Source organism: Ruegeria sp. YTSC003, from assembly GCF_059609785.1.
Genome location: NZ_JBXWMK010000003.1, coordinates 390,416 through 404,555, shown reverse-complemented (window position 1 = coordinate 404,555; position 14,140 = coordinate 390,416). Strand labels below are relative to the sequence as shown.

At 56.7% G+C, this 14,140-nt stretch carries 16 protein-coding genes; 14 read left to right on the top strand and 2 right to left on the bottom strand.

Annotated features, from left to right (window positions below; translation table 11 throughout):
- The first annotated feature begins 165 nt into the window (after positions 1–165).
- Entirely contained in the window at positions 166–1,656 is a 1,491-nt protein-coding gene (locus AC2FFH_RS09040; protein WP_496723064.1) for a replicative DNA helicase, read from the top strand.
- Positions 1,657–1,659: 3 nt separating this feature from the next.
- Here the strand turns inward: AC2FFH_RS09040 and AC2FFH_RS09035 are convergent, their stop codons facing one another.
- On the bottom strand, positions 1,660–2,202 hold the full coding sequence (locus AC2FFH_RS09035) for a GNAT family N-acetyltransferase (RefSeq protein ID WP_496764587.1): 543 nt from the start codon (positions 2,200–2,202) through the stop codon (positions 1,660–1,662).
- Between the two features lie 229 nt (positions 2,203–2,431).
- On the opposite strand from AC2FFH_RS09035, the gene alr reads away from it, so the two are divergent.
- The 13 genes from alr to AC2FFH_RS08970 all read left to right on the top strand — a co-directional run bounded on the left by alr (position 2,432) and on the right by AC2FFH_RS08970 (position 13,238).
- Entirely contained in the window at positions 2,432–3,466 is a 1,035-nt protein-coding gene (alr, locus tag AC2FFH_RS09030) for an alanine racemase (RefSeq protein WP_496764585.1), read from the top strand.
- Positions 3,463–4,245 (top strand): MlaE family ABC transporter permease, encoded by a 783-nt coding sequence (locus AC2FFH_RS09025; protein WP_472723887.1) that lies wholly within the window; start codon positions 3,463–3,465, stop codon positions 4,243–4,245. The genes alr and AC2FFH_RS09025 overlap by 4 nt, the downstream gene beginning before the upstream one ends.
- Positions 4,242–4,988, top strand: coding sequence for an ABC transporter ATP-binding protein (locus tag AC2FFH_RS09020; protein ID WP_108858454.1), 747 nt, complete (start codon positions 4,242–4,244; stop codon positions 4,986–4,988). The genes AC2FFH_RS09025 and AC2FFH_RS09020 overlap by 4 nt, the downstream gene beginning before the upstream one ends.
- 2 nt (positions 4,989–4,990) lie before the next feature.
- Positions 4,991–5,437 carry a hypothetical protein gene (locus tag AC2FFH_RS09015; protein ID WP_496779121.1) on the top strand — a complete coding sequence of 149 codons (447 nt, stop codon included), beginning with the start codon at positions 4,991–4,993 and terminating at the stop codon, positions 5,435–5,437.
- A gap of 4 nt (positions 5,438–5,441) precedes the next feature.
- Positions 5,442–5,891, top strand: a complete 450-nt coding sequence (locus AC2FFH_RS09010) for a paraquat-inducible protein A (RefSeq protein ID WP_496779123.1) — start codon at positions 5,442–5,444, stop codon at positions 5,889–5,891.
- A 146-nt stretch (positions 5,892–6,037) separates the two neighbouring features.
- Positions 6,038–6,820: a DNA repair protein gene (locus AC2FFH_RS09005; protein ID WP_496779125.1), complete on the top strand. Its 783-nt coding sequence runs from the start codon at positions 6,038–6,040 to the stop codon at positions 6,818–6,820.
- A 120-nt stretch (positions 6,821–6,940) separates the two neighbouring features.
- The gene (radA, locus tag AC2FFH_RS09000) at positions 6,941–8,302 is read left to right on the top strand and encodes a DNA repair protein RadA (protein WP_058278214.1); all 1,362 of its coding nucleotides are present in this window, start codon (positions 6,941–6,943) and stop codon (positions 8,300–8,302) included.
- Positions 8,303–8,342: 40 nt separating this feature from the next.
- Positions 8,343–8,942, top strand: a complete 600-nt coding sequence (locus AC2FFH_RS08995; RefSeq protein WP_496738449.1) for a CvpA family protein — start codon at positions 8,343–8,345, stop codon at positions 8,940–8,942.
- A 191-nt stretch (positions 8,943–9,133) separates the two neighbouring features.
- Positions 9,134–9,739 (top strand): AAA family ATPase, encoded by a 606-nt coding sequence (locus AC2FFH_RS08990; RefSeq protein ID WP_496764576.1) that lies wholly within the window; start codon positions 9,134–9,136, stop codon positions 9,737–9,739.
- Between the two features lie 595 nt (positions 9,740–10,334).
- Complete coding sequence (locus tag AC2FFH_RS08985; RefSeq protein ID WP_496764573.1) at positions 10,335–10,475, top strand: hypothetical protein; 141 nt, start codon at positions 10,335–10,337, stop codon at positions 10,473–10,475.
- Between the two features lie 36 nt (positions 10,476–10,511).
- Positions 10,512–12,035 carry an amidophosphoribosyltransferase gene (gene purF, locus AC2FFH_RS08980; RefSeq protein ID WP_496764571.1) on the top strand — a complete coding sequence of 508 codons (1,524 nt, stop codon included), beginning with the start codon at positions 10,512–10,514 and terminating at the stop codon, positions 12,033–12,035.
- A gap of 268 nt (positions 12,036–12,303) precedes the next feature.
- A complete protein-coding gene (locus AC2FFH_RS08975; RefSeq protein WP_282151357.1) occupies positions 12,304–12,552 on the top strand; it encodes a hypothetical protein in 249 nt (82 codons plus the stop codon).
- Between the two features lie 41 nt (positions 12,553–12,593).
- Entirely contained in the window at positions 12,594–13,238 is a 645-nt protein-coding gene (locus tag AC2FFH_RS08970; protein WP_496723088.1) for an SDR family NAD(P)-dependent oxidoreductase, read from the top strand.
- 59 nt (positions 13,239–13,297) lie between these two features.
- On the opposite strand, the gene AC2FFH_RS08965 is transcribed toward AC2FFH_RS08970, so the two are convergent.
- Complete coding sequence (locus AC2FFH_RS08965; protein WP_496844233.1) at positions 13,298–14,140, bottom strand: ATP-binding protein; 843 nt, start codon at positions 14,138–14,140, stop codon at positions 13,298–13,300.

Here is a 14,140-nt window from a genome sequence, read left to right as displayed (position 1 = left end):
GGTGACTTTTTCCCCAAATCCTACATAATAAGCTACGCATACACAGGTATCCAAACTGTCAGGAAAGTTATCCCAAGGCTTTATCCATAGTTAGCCACAGGTATTTCCAGATAGCCGACACGCCGAAATAGCGTGTAGAAAGCGCCGCAGGGCAGCGGGGACAAAATGAACGAGATCAGCAGCATCGAGCAGGCAGCAGCTCGGATTCAGAACGCCGAAACCATGCCGCATTCCATTGAGGCCGAACAGCAGCTTCTGGGTGCGATCCTGACCAATAACGATCTTTATGATCGGGTCGCCTCGATCATCGGGGCCGAGCATTTCTATGACCCGGTTCACTCTCGGATTTATGAGGTCGCCTCGACCCGGATAGCTAAGAATGCGCTGGCCTCGCCCGTGACGCTGAAATCCTTCATGGCCGAGGATGAGGGCCTGCAGGAACTGGGTGGCCCGGCCTATCTGGTCAAACTGGCGGGCGCATCGATCAGCGCCTTTGCGGTGCATGACTATGCCCAGATGATTTATGATCTGGCAATCCGGCGCGAGCTGATCCGGCTGGGTCGGGATATCTCGGACAAGGCGGCGCGGGTTGATGTCTCAAGCGAGCCGAAAGAACAAATCGTCGAGGCCGAGCAACAGCTTTATCAGTTATCCGAGCAGGGCCAGACCGAACAGGGATTTCAATCCTTCCTCAAGGCGGTCACAGAAGCCGTCAACGTCACCAACGAAGCGTACCAGCGCGGTGGTGGCATGGCAGGGATTTCCACCGGTCTGGCCGACTTGGACAAACAACTGGGTGGATTGCACCCGTCTGACCTGATCATTCTTGCCGGTCGTCCGTCGATGGGGAAAACCTCTTTGGCGACCAACGTGGCATTCAATGTGGCCAAGGCGTACAAACGTGGGCTGAAACCAGACGGCTCAGAGGGCGCGATTGACGGCGGTGTCGTTGGCTTTTTCTCATTGGAAATGAGTGCGGAACAGCTGGCCGGCCGGGTTCTGGCCGAAGCCTCCGAAATCTCATCCCATAAGATCCGCCAGGGTGACATGACCGAGTCCGAGTTCCGCCGCTTTGTCGACGCGGCCAAGGAACTGGAAGCCTGCCCGCTTTTCATTGACGACACGCCCGCCCTGCCGATTTCGCAGTTGGCGGCTCGGGCACGCCGTTTGAAACGGACACATGGTTTGGACCTGCTCGTTATCGACTACCTGCAGCTGTGCAGGGGAATGGCCGAAAACCGCGTCAACGAAATTGCCGAAATTTCGATGGGCATGAAAGCCATCGCCAAGGAATTGCAAATTCCGGTGATCGCCCTGTCCCAGCTTTCGCGTCAGGTTGAAAACCGCGACGACAAGCGCCCACAACTGTCCGACTTGCGGGAATCAGGCTCGATCGAACAGGACGCCGACGTGGTGATGTTCGTATACCGTGAGGAGTACTACAAGGAACGCGAAAAGCCCGGCGATCACGAACTTGAAAAGATGGAAGAGTGGAAGCAGGCCATGGAGCGTCTGCACGGCAAGGCCGAAGTCATTGTAGGTAAGCAGCGCCACGGTCCCATCGGCACGGTTGACCTCTCGTTCGAGGCGCAGTTCACCCGTTTTGGAAATCTGGTCAAACCGTGGCAACAGGACGGACAGATTGAGGGGTATTAATCCTCACCACAGCTCGGGTTTGTTGAATGCACTGACACATTGAGATGGCCCCTTGAACGGCGCCATCTCAGCCCCTGTCAACGATTGCCCCAACCACCCGTGCGGATGGCTTAACGGCAGAGGAGCTTGGGCGACTTTTTCTGAAATCGGAAAAAACCCGGTTTTGCCGTAGTAGTTCGGATCGCCGTAAGTCACCACAAAATCCACTTTGTCACGGCGCAGCTCGTCCAACCCAAACGCGATCAGTCGCTGCCCTATCCCCGCTTTCTGGCGATCCGTACGCACGGCAACCGGCGACATCAGGAACACCTGTCGCGGATCTTGGTCAAAGAGCAGCCGCGAAAACAGGATGCAACCCAGCACTTGGGGGCCATCATGGGCAATGGCGGCGTGCAGGTCATCTCTGTCCGTCGTCTCCAACAAATCGCTGACCAGCGCACTGATCACTGCTCCCTCTTCTTTACTCTCAGATGCCGTGAATACGTCGCGAAACAGTTCAGGCAGTTCGGTCGCATACGCATTGTAGTCCCAGGTTATTTTCAGCATGGAATTCCTCTCACTTCATCGTCCGGCTCTGAGTAAACGATTTACTTATACAACGTTCGTTGAATACGTGGCGGATACAATGTCGATGCAACTGTAATACTCCTAAAAGTCAGGCAAACCGCCATTGTCCCTGCGATAGCAGCTAGAAGCCGCCCAGCACTCGCAAAATCTCCTCAAGAATTGCTGTTTACCCCCTTGACCTGCCGCAATCCAATGTCATGAACACTCCATGGGTACCGCACACTTAACGATCAATCTTCATGCGCTCGCCAGCAATTGGCGGGCATTGGACGCAAAAACAAAAGTCGAAACCGGAGCAGTTGTCAAAGCTGATGCTTATGGGCTTGGAGCTGGGCCAGTGTCTGCGACCCTGGCTGAAGAAGGGGTTCGCCAATTTTTTGTCGCCGCCGCCGAAGAAGGCGCCGCTGTGCGCGACGCGGTAGGCCCCAAGCCGCAGATTTTCGTGTTCTCTGGTTTCATGGAAGGGGACAATGGGCTACATTATGCAGATAATCTGATCCCTTTGATCAATTCGCCGGAACAGTATAAGAGGCTCCGGCAGGCAATGCCGGATCGCCCTTTTGGGGTCCAATTGAACAGTGGCATGAACCGCCTTGGGCTTGAGCCCGCAGACTGGGCTGAACTGCGGCCCGAGATGGAGGCCAATAACCCGGTGGTAGTTATGTCACATCTGGCCTGCGCGGATGAGCCTGATAACCCGATGAACCAACAGCAGTTGAAATCCTTCCGCGAGATGACAGATGGCGTGACTGCCCCCCGTTCTCTGGCTGCTACGGGTGGTACGATGTTGGGGTCCGAGTTCCACTTTGACTTCTGCCGCCCCGGCATCGGCCTGTACGGCGGCATGCCCTTTGCCGACGCGAAACCCGTTGTCGCGATCGACCTGCCTGTTATCCAAGTCCGCCCTGTCGACGTCGGTGAAACGGTCGGATACGGCAACAGCTGGATTGCGCGTCGTCCCTCTCGCATTGCAACCGTTGCCGCCGGTTACGCTGATGGATTGCACCGCGCCATCGGTGGTGGGATCGACGTGTTTTTTGGCAACCAGCCCTGCCCCGTTGTTGGACGCATCTCGATGGATCTGATCACGGTCGACGTCACCGATCTGCCCGAAGATCCCGAACGCCTGCGCATCCTGAACGGACATCAAACAGTCGACGACTTGGCCGAAGCCGCCGGCACCATCGGCTATGAAATCCTGACGTCGCTGGGCGCGCGTTATTCCCGGGGATACGTGGAATGAACCCTTTGGCCGTGCTGGGTGGGTTGGGCCGTGCTGTCCTGTCCATGCTTGCCAATTTTGGCAAGGTGGGAATTTTTGCGCTGGACGCGATCTCACACATCTTTCGGCCACCCTATTACCCGCGCGAATTTGCCGTTGCCCTGATGAATGTGGGCTGGCTGTCACTGCCGGTTGTTGGCCTGACCGCAATCTTCACTGGTGGTGCGCTGGCCTTGCAAATCTATGCGGGCGGCGCGCGTTTTAACGCCGAGGCCGTGGTACCCCAGATCGTTGCCATCGGCATGGTGCGCGAGCTTGGGCCGGTGCTGGTTGGCCTGATGATCGCCGCGCGCGTAACCTCATCCATTGCAGCAGAAATCGCTACGATGAAAGTGACCGAGCAGATTGACGCGCTGGTCACCCTGTCGACCCACCCGATGAAATACCTAACCGCGCCGCGGGTTCTGGCCGCACTCATCACCGTGCCCTTACTGGTCGGTATCGGTGATATCATCGGCATCGCAGGCGGCTATGTGGTTGCGACCCAAAATCTGGGCTTCAACGCAGCGACGTACCTGCAAAACACGGTCAATTTTCTTGAAACCAAAGACATCGTGTCATCGCTGGTCAAAGGCGCAGCCTTTGGCCTGATCGCAGCCATCATGGGCTGTTACTACGGCATGAACTCGGGCCGGGGTGCGCAAGGCGTTGGCCGAGCGACCAAGTCATCGGTCGAATCCGCCGCGATCATGATCCTGGCCGCCAACTTCATTCTCACAGGAGTGTTCTTCTCGGTATGATCAGGATGGAGAACGTAGCAAAAGCCTTTGGCGACAATCAGGTTCTGCAAAGCATGAGCCTTGAGATCCCCAAGGGCACCTCGATGGTCATCATCGGTGGTTCGGGCACCGGCAAGTCCGTGGCGCTGAAGTGCATTCTGGGCCTGATCAAACCCGATAGCGGGATGATCTACGTAAACGGTAAGGACGCTGCAAAAGGTGACCGCGATAAATTCCTGGCCCGCTTCGGGATGCTGTTTCAGGGCGCGGCGCTGTTCGATTCCCTGCCCGTCTGGCAAAACGTTTCCTTCCGTCTGCTGCGCGGTCCGTTGAAACGCCCAGCCGAGTACGCGCGTGAGATCGCCATCGAAAAACTGCGCCGCGTGGGCCTGAAATCCGACGTCGCGGACCGCTTCCCCTCCGAACTGTCGGGCGGGATGCAAAAACGCGTGGGCCTAGCCCGCGCCATCGCCGCCGAGCCCGAGATCATTTTCTTCGACGAGCCCACCACAGGGTTGGACCCGATCATGTCCGGCGTCATCAACGACCTGATCCGCGAGATCGTGACCGAGATGGGCGCCACCGCGATGACCATCACCCACGACATGAGCTCTGTCCGCGCGATTGCGGACAACGTGGCCATGCTGCACGGAGGCGTCATCCAATGGACCGGCCCGGTCAGCCAGATGGATGCGTCGGGTGATCCTTATGTGGAGCAGTTTATCAGCGGCAGTGCGGAAGGGCCGATTGAGGCGGTGAGATAAAGATGAACGTCAGCCTGATAGAACTGTCAGATCTCATCAGGCTTTTGGGCCTTGCGTATTTGACGGGAATTGTGATCTCTACATCCGGCGTTTTTCCTGCCTTTGCGAAGTCACAGTTTTCGAACAGCAAATACGACGAATCTCAGACCACTATTCAAAGAAAACAGCTCGGCTGGAGTTTCGGACTGTATGCCGAAGACGAGAGCAATGCAAAGGCTACCGTTCTGACTTGGATAGCGGTAGTTGTACTAATCGCGGTGGCCTTCTTTGGCTTGCGCTGGGCAGAAAATGCACAAATCCCTGCACTGAATGTTACTCTGGGAATTACGTGCATCCTTTTGGGGCTTAACTGCCGCAGGCTGTTTTTGCGAAAATGGGCTGGAAAAGCATGGAAAATCGACTTTGCAAGCTTTCTGGTTGGATTGTTTATTTTGATTACCCAAATATAGATTCATGCTCCGCTTCGCCACCCTTTCGCTCCTGATCCTCTACCCCATCGCGTGGTTCGCCCCGCTGATGCGCGCAGGGCTTCTCCCAATCTTCGGCCTCAGCGAGATCAGTGTCATCACCGGCCTGCAATCCTTGTGGAAATCGGACGTCTTTCTGGCCCTGATTGTCACCATCTTCGCCCTCTTCGCACCATACATCAAAACCATCGGCACAGCGCTTATCCAATGGGACTTGTTGGACCCGCGCGTCCAACCTGCGCTCAACCTACTCGGGAAACTCGCCATGGCGGACATCTTCCTGATCGCGCTCTATATCACGCTGGCGAAGGGAATCTCCTACGCGACCATCGAAACTGCATGGGGTCTTTACCTGTTCACGGCGTGCATTCTGGCCTCGCTCGCACTAGGCCACATTACCGAAATGACACGCGGATCACGAAATTCTCAGACGTAATTGATTGAAAACGCTTATCTGAGTATCATCTATATATTTCGAGCAGAAAATTTTTGTAGTTTCGGTCCTGAGCGGATCATTCTGTGTGCGTTAGATGTCCCCGCTTTGGGCTGGTGTGTTCCGGTTTCAAAAGGAGTTCGTCTAAGATGACTGCCCTCCACAACATCACATTGCAATTTCAGAATGCCTTTTTAAGATTGACTTTTTTCCTCATATGCACTGCGGCCCTGTTCTCGGTTGGCGCGTGTTTTCTGTCCGCTTTGGGGGTACTGCCCTGGCTATCCATGCAGGCCGGTTTCGGCACAGGTCCAGCTGTCGACGCAGGTATGTATGTTCAGACAGGCCTGACGGTGCTGATTCTCATGTTGGCGTTTTATCTTCCCGCAAACGCCCGGATGATGGCGCTTGAAACGTCACATCGTAAGTTCTCATTGAACATGCATGACGTGGCTCAGGCCTATCACTTGGCCCATTCAGCAGATCGCGGCGAAACGTTTCTGCTGTCCTCAGAATTCGACGCGGTCAAGGAAAGGATGGCCTTCCTGCGCCACCACCCTGACCTGCAATCGCTTGAACCCGAAATCCTGGAGCTGGCCGCACAAATGAGCCAAATCAGCCAAGAGCTGGCAGAAACCTATGGCGATGCGCGCGTCAGCCGTGCTCGCACGTTCCTGCAGCAACGTCAGGAAGAAATTGAGACGTTCCAGAAGCGGATCGAAGAAGCGCAGGTCATCCAGCATGAGCTGCGCCAATGGACCCACGATATAGAAATGGAAGAATCCATTGCCAAATCGCAGCTGGCACGTTTGCGGGACGAACTGTTTGAACTGTTGCCCGAATTGTCGGCACAGCTTCAATCGCCCGTGGACGACCGCGATCCCAAGAAATCGAGCGTCATAGCAATGTCGCCGCCCCGCGCAGCGGAATAGGCGCGACAGTGCCCGCCGGGGACGATGGCCCATAGGGCCTGAGGACGCGGCGCGCCTCCGGCAGAGATGAAAGCCCAACAAGGGCTTGAAGAACCGCCCGCGCTCGGGCACCAAGGCCGAATGGCAAAGACAACTTTCTCCTGCTCGGCTTGTGGCGCAACGCATTCCCGGTGGTCCGGGCGGTGCGACGGCTGCGGTGAATGGAACACAATCACGCAAGACGTGCCTCTTTCGGCTGGCCCTGCAAAGAAATCCCTCGGCGGCAAACGTGGCCAGTCCATTACACTCACGGACCTGTCGACCGAGGAAACACCGCCGCCGCGCACCTTGTGCGGCGTAGAAGAACTGGACCGCGTTTTGGGTGGCGGTCTGGTCCCGGCCTCGGCCCTGCTGGTTGGGGGTGATCCAGGTATCGGCAAGTCGACGCTGCTGTTACAGGCCGCAGCGCGGTTTGCACGTGCGGGCGTCAAGACCATCTACGTATCTGGCGAAGAAGCCAGCGCTCAGGTGCGCATGCGCGCGCGCCGGCTGGGGCTAGAGGATGCACCGGTCCAACTGGCCGCCGAAACCAATCTGCGGAACATACTGACGACGCTTGAGGCTGAGAAACCCGGTCTGGCCATCATCGACTCGATTCAGACCATGTGGGCCGACAATGTGGACAGCGCACCGGGCTCGGTGTCACAAGTCCGGGCCGCGGCGCATGAATTGACCACCTTTGCGAAACGACACGGTGTTTCAATCATCATGGTCGGCCACGTCACCAAAGAAGGCCAAATTGCGGGTCCCCGCGTCGTCGAACATATGGTGGACACCGTCCTTTATTTCGAAGGCGAGCGCGGCCATCAGTTCCGCATCCTACGGGCGGTCAAGAACCGCTTTGGCCCTGCGGACGAGATCGGCGTGTTTGAAATGACTGGCAAAGGGCTGGCACAGGTGACCAACCCATCGGCCTTGTTCCTGTCCGAACGCGGCACGCCCAGCCCCGGATCGGCAGTCTTTGCCGGGATCGAAGGCACACGCCCCGTTTTAGTTGAATTACAAGCGCTTGTAGCCCCGTCCCCGCATTCACAACCGCGCCGGACCGTTGTCGGTTGGGACAGTGGAAGGTTGGCAATGATCCTCGCCGTGCTCGAAGCGCGCTGCGGCATCCCTTTTGCGGGTCTCGATGTGTACCTCAACGTCGCCGGCGGATTGAAAATCGGTGAACCCGCCGCAGATCTGGCCGTTGCAGCAGCCCTGTTGAGTGCCCGAGAAGACACAGCCCTGCCCGCAGATACCGTTGTTTTCGGAGAAATCTCGTTATCTGGGGCACTTAGACCGGCCCCACAGACCGAAAACAGGTTGAAAGAAGCCCAAAAACTTGGTTTCACATCGGCAATCGCTCCGGCGGGCGGCAAAACCGGTACTGTGGCAGGTCTGACACTCACCCGACCCTCTGATTTGGTTGGGTTTGTTGGCGAAACCTTCGGAGCAGGTTAAGGTCGCCCCCTGAGGGGCAGAAAAAGAACAGGCGAGGGCCATGGAAGGTTTTACAATAATTGACGGGGTCGTTGCCCTGATCATCGTCGTTTCAGGCATTCTTGCCTATTCGCGCGGCTTCTTACGTGAGGTTCTGGCCATCGCAGGCTGGGTCGCAGCCGCAGTGCTGGCCTTTATTTTCGCGCCCCAAGCGGTGCCACTGGTCAAAGAGATTCCGGTTGTTGGGGATTTCCTGCGCGACAGCTGCGAATTGTCCGTCATCACCGGCTTTGCTGCGGTATTCGCAGTTGCACTTATTATTGTCAGCATCTTTACGCCCCTGTTTTCGTCGATCGTCCAGCGATCTGCGTTGGGCGGTCTGGATCAGGCACTCGGTTTCTTCTTCGGCATCGCCCGCGGCATCCTGTTGGTTGCCATCGCGTTCTTTGTCTATGACACTGTGATGACGGGTCAGTCCTATACGATCGTTGACGAAAGCCGCTCGGCCAAAGTGTTCGAACAGTTCAGCGATAAGATCGAAGAACAGAACCCCGAAGCGGCCCTTGGCTGGGTCACCCGCCAATATGAAGAACTGGTCGCCAGCTGTGCGGAAGGTTCCGCACCGGCCGAGGATCTGACAGCCCCCACGACTACGGAATAAAGTTTCCCTTGCTGTGGGCATGGCCTTTGAACAAATGCTGCAGATCATCGAACGGTGGTCTGCAGCGATCATATTTACGAGCGGTCAATGGCAGTATTGAGCCCAACGCATCGCATACAACAATCTCCACCAATGTCCGCCGCTGTTTCTGGGCAGTCAATTCGTAGGATCTACTCCGGACGCGCCGTCGAATGAAGGTCACGATATACAGGCGAGCCTGTTTCCCCGGGGTCCTATGGAAGGGTGTTTTCATGAGACACGCAGTGATCGTAACGGGTCTTCCAGCAAGTGGAAAAACGACAGTCGCTCGTGAAATCTCTAAACCCTTGGGCTTTGAGTTTCTAGACAAAGACGATTTCCTCGAAGACCTATACGAGCGTGAGAGTGTCTCTTCATGGAACCATCGAAAAAGCCTCAGCAGGCAAAGCGATGACGCATTCCAAAAAGCAGCTAAAAAGTCAGGTTCCGCCGTCCTCGTGTCACATTGGCGGCCGCTACGAAGTACCGCAGATAGCGGAACGCCGTCGGATTGGTTAGTTGAGGAATACGATTCATTGGTTGAGGTGTGTTGCTTGTGCTCCCCAGAAGAGGCCCTCAGGCGATTTTTGTCGAGAACGAGACATCCAGGACACCTAGATAAGCAACGTGACACCAAAGAACTGGCAAAGCGCTTAGATTCTTGGACCAATCGCTTTCCTCTTCGAATGGGCACGTTGTTAGAAGTTCGAACTGACGCTGAAGTGAACTTTGAGAGGTTGATGGTGGATGTTCGAAAGTCGTTGTCATCTGGTGGATAGCAGCCATCCGCGCTGCCACAGCGAAAGTAAGAAAATCCGCCGACCACAAACTGAACCACCGCAGGCGTCCCAACGAATTTGGGAACAGATCGTCGACATCAAATGATGACGACAGCAATACCGAACAAGCTGCAATACTTGTCCTGATGAACTGGAATGTAGCCGGGAATTTTCCAGATCGCATTCGGGCTCAGACGAACCCTTCGCCTGCACAAACCGTGCATCTAATCGTCTTTAAACCGAAACAGCCGTCGCAGCGATTGAAAATCGGCTTCCCGTGAATGTCGCGGCTTTTGATAACCTCCCCCGATCCATTACAGATCTGACAGGGTGCCCGCCCCATGCCCCTGCATCGGTGACACCGGCGCTTTACCGGTTCTTCTTTTTTGTTTCCTTGTTTGTGCTGCCACATGCCGGGTATCCGATCGAACCTGTATCATTGCCGAAAACTCACTATGTCGACCATGACACCACATGCCCGCGGCCGCTGTCACCTTTTCAATTTGTTTTTGGCAGAATCCGCATGCGTCAAATCGCGAATGTGATCCTTTGATGACACAGGCGCGCTTAGGCATTATGTGAGTGGCGAACTGACATGGAATCGGAGCTGCCGATCTTGCTGTATCTGTTTTCTTACGCGCTTACCGTTGCGACGCTGGCGTGTGCGCGCCGCCAATCGGCCGGGCGACAATGCGTACAGATACCGCTGTCCAGACGGTCCGACCCGCACACCTAATCAACATAAACACGTCATGGAAATTGGAGCCCGTATATGTGTGGCATTTTAGGGATCGCAAGCAGGACACATGATGTCTTTGCGGAAATCTATGACGGGCTGCTGATGTTGCAGCACCGGGGTCAGGATGCCTCGGGGATCGTGACCTATACCGGTGAATTCTTCCGAGAGAAGAAAGCCAACGGGTTGGTCAAAGACGTCTTTAACGCCTGCGACGCCGAGACCCTGCTGGGACAGGTCGGTATGGGGCATGTGCGCTACCCTACGGCCGGATCGCTTAGCGCGGCTGAGGCACAGCCGTTCTTCGTCAACGCGCCCTATGGCATCTATCTGGTCCATAACGGCAACATCACCAACACCGCCGAGCAGCGCGAGAAAGTCACCGCCAAATACAGTCGTCATCTGCGCACCACGTCGGATTCAGAGATTATGCTGAATGTGCTGGCCGACAAAGTGGCCGACGCAATCAAGGTCAATGGCAATGCCGAACCGATCCGCAACATCTTTGCCGGTGTGAAGATGACAATGGAACGCGTTCAGGGTGCCTATTCAGTGATCTGTCTGGTGGCCGGTGTTGGCATGCTGGCGTTTCGCGATCCCTACGGCATTCGACCGCTGTCGGTTGCCAAGCGCGATGTGGATGGAGACGGCGACGACTATGCCTTTGCGTCCGAAGACGTGGCATTCGGCATCAACGGATTTGAAAAGCTGCGCGATGTGAAACCGGGTGAGGCCATCCTGATTGACCTCGACGGCAACATGCACACTTTTCAGGCGGTTGAAGGTCAACTGACCCCCTGTATCTTCGAATACGTCTATCTGGCCCGTCCGGATTCGCTGTTAGATGGTGTTTCGGTCTACAAAACCCAGATGCGTATGGGCCAGACTCTGGCGCGCCAGATTGAGGCTGCAGGCCTAGAGATCGACCGCATCATTCCTGTGCCGGACAGCGCGCGCCCTGTGGCGCTTGAGGTCGCGAAAGCCACGGGCATTCCTTACCGTGAGGGACTGGTCAAGAACCGCTATGTAGGCCGCACATTCATCATGCCCGGTCAGGAAGAGCGTCAGAAATCCGTACGCCGCAAGCTGAACGCGGTTCCGCTGGAGTTCAAAGGTCACAACGTATTGCTGATCGACGATTCCATTGTGCGCGGCAACACGATCAAAAAGATCGTTCAAATGTGCCGTGAAGCCGGGGCCAAGAAGGTGTTCATCGCCAGCGCCTCGCCACCGGTGAAGTTTCCCAACGTTTATGGCATCGACATGCCCACCAAGCACGAGTTGATCGCAAACGGTAAGAACATTGAGGATATCCGGCAGGAGTTGGGCGCAGACGCCTTGTTCTATCAGGACCTCGATGACCTGATTTGGTCAGCCAAGGAAGGCAACCCGGATATCGAATCCTTCGATTGCTCGTGCTTTGACGGAAATTACATTACCGGCAGCGTCAGCGAAGACTATCTGGACAGCCTCGAAAACAGCAGCCGGGTCAGCAAGAAAAAGCAGGACATGCAGGTGCCCGGCGGGTCCTGGAATGCGGCCAAACTGGCGTCCGGCTAAGGACATATCAGCGAATCAGATTGCAGTGATGGCCCGTTTCGCAATTGCGATGCGGGCCTTTTCACGTATGGGCTGCGCCTGATCGGTCGGTTTTCGCGCACAACTTTTCGATGAAGAAACCGCAATTGCAGGGGCTTCGGCGGCGCAGCAATTCAGCTGCGCTATCGCGCAATCCCCGCCCCTTTAGTTCCGGTCCTTCGTTTGATAGCGCATCTGCCGAACCACTCATAAAACAAGGGGTCAGGCCAACGCGGCCGGGCCGGAAATCATGTCAAACGCCAACGTCAAAAGCGCGGCCACACAGACAGGCGCGTTGAAGAAGAACGCAGTCGCTGTCCTGGGCATCTTTGGCCCAAAAGCTGACATGCGTGCATTGGTACGCCTGTCGTCAGGTCGGGTCAAAGAGGTCAAACCCGGCAGTCGGGTGTCCTCGGGCACTGTGATAGCCATTGATGACGAAGGCGTCATGCTGCGACAAAGCGGCCAGACCAAGCGGATCGTCATCCCCGGAAGTTAATCTGTCTTGACGCCCTGCGCGCATGGGTTCAAACCGCCCTTATGACCGATCAGACTAAAATTGCCCTCATCACCGGGGCCTCGCGCGGTTTGGGTGCTGCCCTGGCCGAAGCTCTGGCACCCGAGTATCACATCGTCGCCGTCGCCCGCACCACTGGTGGGCTGGAAGAGTTGGACGACCGGATCAAAGCCAAGGGTGGTGCCGCCACGCTTGCGCCGATGGACATCGCGGATCCGAACGCCATGGCGACGCTGTGCCGGGGCATTCATGACCGATGGGGCAAAGTTGATCTGTGGATGCACACTGCAGTCCACACCTCGGCCCTGACGCCCGCGCATTTCGTGGACCCCAAGGAATGGACGAAGGCGGTCAACATCAACGCCACAGCCACGTCGGTTCTGATCCCGTATATCGCGCCCCTGCTGGGCGACAGCGGCCATGCGGTGTTTTTTGACGATCCCAAGGCCGGTGAAAAATTCTATGGCATCTATGGTGCAACCAAGGCTGCGCAACTGGCGCTTGCCCGTAGCTGGGCGGTGGAAACAGAACGTACAGGACCACGCGTTTCGATCGTGGAACCCGCACCGATGCCGACGGCCGTACGCGCCAGGTTCCATCCCGGCGAAGACCGCAATGCGTTGATAAACCCGGCGGATGAGGCTGCCAGAATTTTGGCATTGTTGTAGGAATTGCCCTTTAGGCCATGCCTCCAGTGGGGGTATTTTGGCCTGATGTAGCGGGCGGTCTACGCGATATGTACGCCGTTGCGCCCAGCCAGATCGACAAAGAACTGCCATGCCACGCGACCCGAGCGTCCGCCCCGGGTGGCTTGCCATTCGATGGCCTCGGCGCGCAGGATATCGGCGTCGACGCATACACCATGAGCCGCGCAATACCGGTCAATCATCGCAAGGTATTCATCCTGATCGCAGGGATGGAAGCCCAGCCACAGGCCGAACCGGTCAGAGAGCGAGACTTTTTCCTCGACCGCCTCTGACGGATTGATCGCGCTGGAGCGTTCGTTTTCGATCATGTCCCGCGGCATCAGGTGACGGCGGTTCGAGGTCGCGTAGAAGACAACGTTTTCGGGGCGGCCCTCGATGCCTCCGTCCAGCACCGCCTTGAGTGATTTGTAATGCTGATCATCGTGGCTGAACGACAGGTCATCGCAGAACAGAATGAACCGGTGCGGAGCGGCGCGCAGATGGTTGAGAAGGCGCGCGACCGAGCCCATATCTTCACGCTGAAGTTCGACCAGTTTGAGGTCTGGAAAATCCGCCTGCAACGTACCGTGGACAGCTTTCACGAGGCTGGATTTGCCCATGCCCCGTGCGCCCCACAACAGCGCGTTGTTGGCCTTGTACCCGGCCGCAAAGCGGCGCGTGTTGTCCAGCAACGTTTCGCGTGAGCGGTTAATGCCCACCAGCAGGTCCAGATCGACACGGTTGACCTGTTTGACCGGCTCAAGCCGGTCCGGCTCGACTTGCCAGACAAAAGCCGGGGCAGCTTCGAAGTCGGGCGCGGCCAATGGGGCCGGTGCCATGCGTTCCAAGGCGTCAGCGATACGGTTCAGGGCTTGGTCGTTCAT

Excerpts from the sequence above, each read along its gene's own strand:
- AC2FFH_RS09035 (WP_496764587.1), bottom strand. The coding sequence starts at position 2,202 with ATGCTGAAAATAACCTGGGACTACAATGCGTATGCGACCGAACTGCCT.
- AC2FFH_RS08965 (WP_496844233.1), bottom strand. The coding sequence starts at position 14,140 with ATGAACGACCAAGCCCTGAACCGTATCGCTGACGCCTTGGAACGCATG.
- AC2FFH_RS09005 (WP_496779125.1), top strand. The coding sequence starts at position 6,038 with ATGACTGCCCTCCACAACATCACATTGCAATTTCAGAATGCCTTTTTA.
- AC2FFH_RS08985 (WP_496764573.1), top strand. The coding sequence starts at position 10,335 with ATGGAATCGGAGCTGCCGATCTTGCTGTATCTGTTTTCTTACGCGCTT.
- AC2FFH_RS08990 (WP_496764576.1), top strand. The coding sequence starts at position 9,134 with ATGAAGGTCACGATATACAGGCGAGCCTGTTTCCCCGGGGTCCTATGG.
- AC2FFH_RS08975 (WP_282151357.1), top strand. The coding sequence starts at position 12,304 with ATGTCAAACGCCAACGTCAAAAGCGCGGCCACACAGACAGGCGCGTTG.
- AC2FFH_RS08995 (WP_496738449.1), top strand. The coding sequence starts at position 8,343 with ATGGAAGGTTTTACAATAATTGACGGGGTCGTTGCCCTGATCATCGTC.
- radA (WP_058278214.1), top strand. The coding sequence starts at position 6,941 with ATGGCAAAGACAACTTTCTCCTGCTCGGCTTGTGGCGCAACGCATTCC.
- AC2FFH_RS08970 (WP_496723088.1), top strand. The coding sequence starts at position 12,594 with ATGACCGATCAGACTAAAATTGCCCTCATCACCGGGGCCTCGCGCGGT.
- AC2FFH_RS09010 (WP_496779123.1), top strand. The coding sequence starts at position 5,442 with ATGCTCCGCTTCGCCACCCTTTCGCTCCTGATCCTCTACCCCATCGCG.
- AC2FFH_RS09040 (WP_496723064.1), top strand. The coding sequence starts at position 166 with ATGAACGAGATCAGCAGCATCGAGCAGGCAGCAGCTCGGATTCAGAAC.
- purF (WP_496764571.1), top strand. The coding sequence starts at position 10,512 with ATGTGTGGCATTTTAGGGATCGCAAGCAGGACACATGATGTCTTTGCG.
- AC2FFH_RS09015 (WP_496779121.1), top strand. The coding sequence starts at position 4,991 with ATGAACGTCAGCCTGATAGAACTGTCAGATCTCATCAGGCTTTTGGGC.
- alr (WP_496764585.1), top strand. The coding sequence starts at position 2,432 with ATGGGTACCGCACACTTAACGATCAATCTTCATGCGCTCGCCAGCAAT.
- AC2FFH_RS09020 (WP_108858454.1), top strand. The coding sequence starts at position 4,242 with ATGATCAGGATGGAGAACGTAGCAAAAGCCTTTGGCGACAATCAGGTT.
- AC2FFH_RS09025 (WP_472723887.1), top strand. The coding sequence starts at position 3,463 with ATGAACCCTTTGGCCGTGCTGGGTGGGTTGGGCCGTGCTGTCCTGTCC.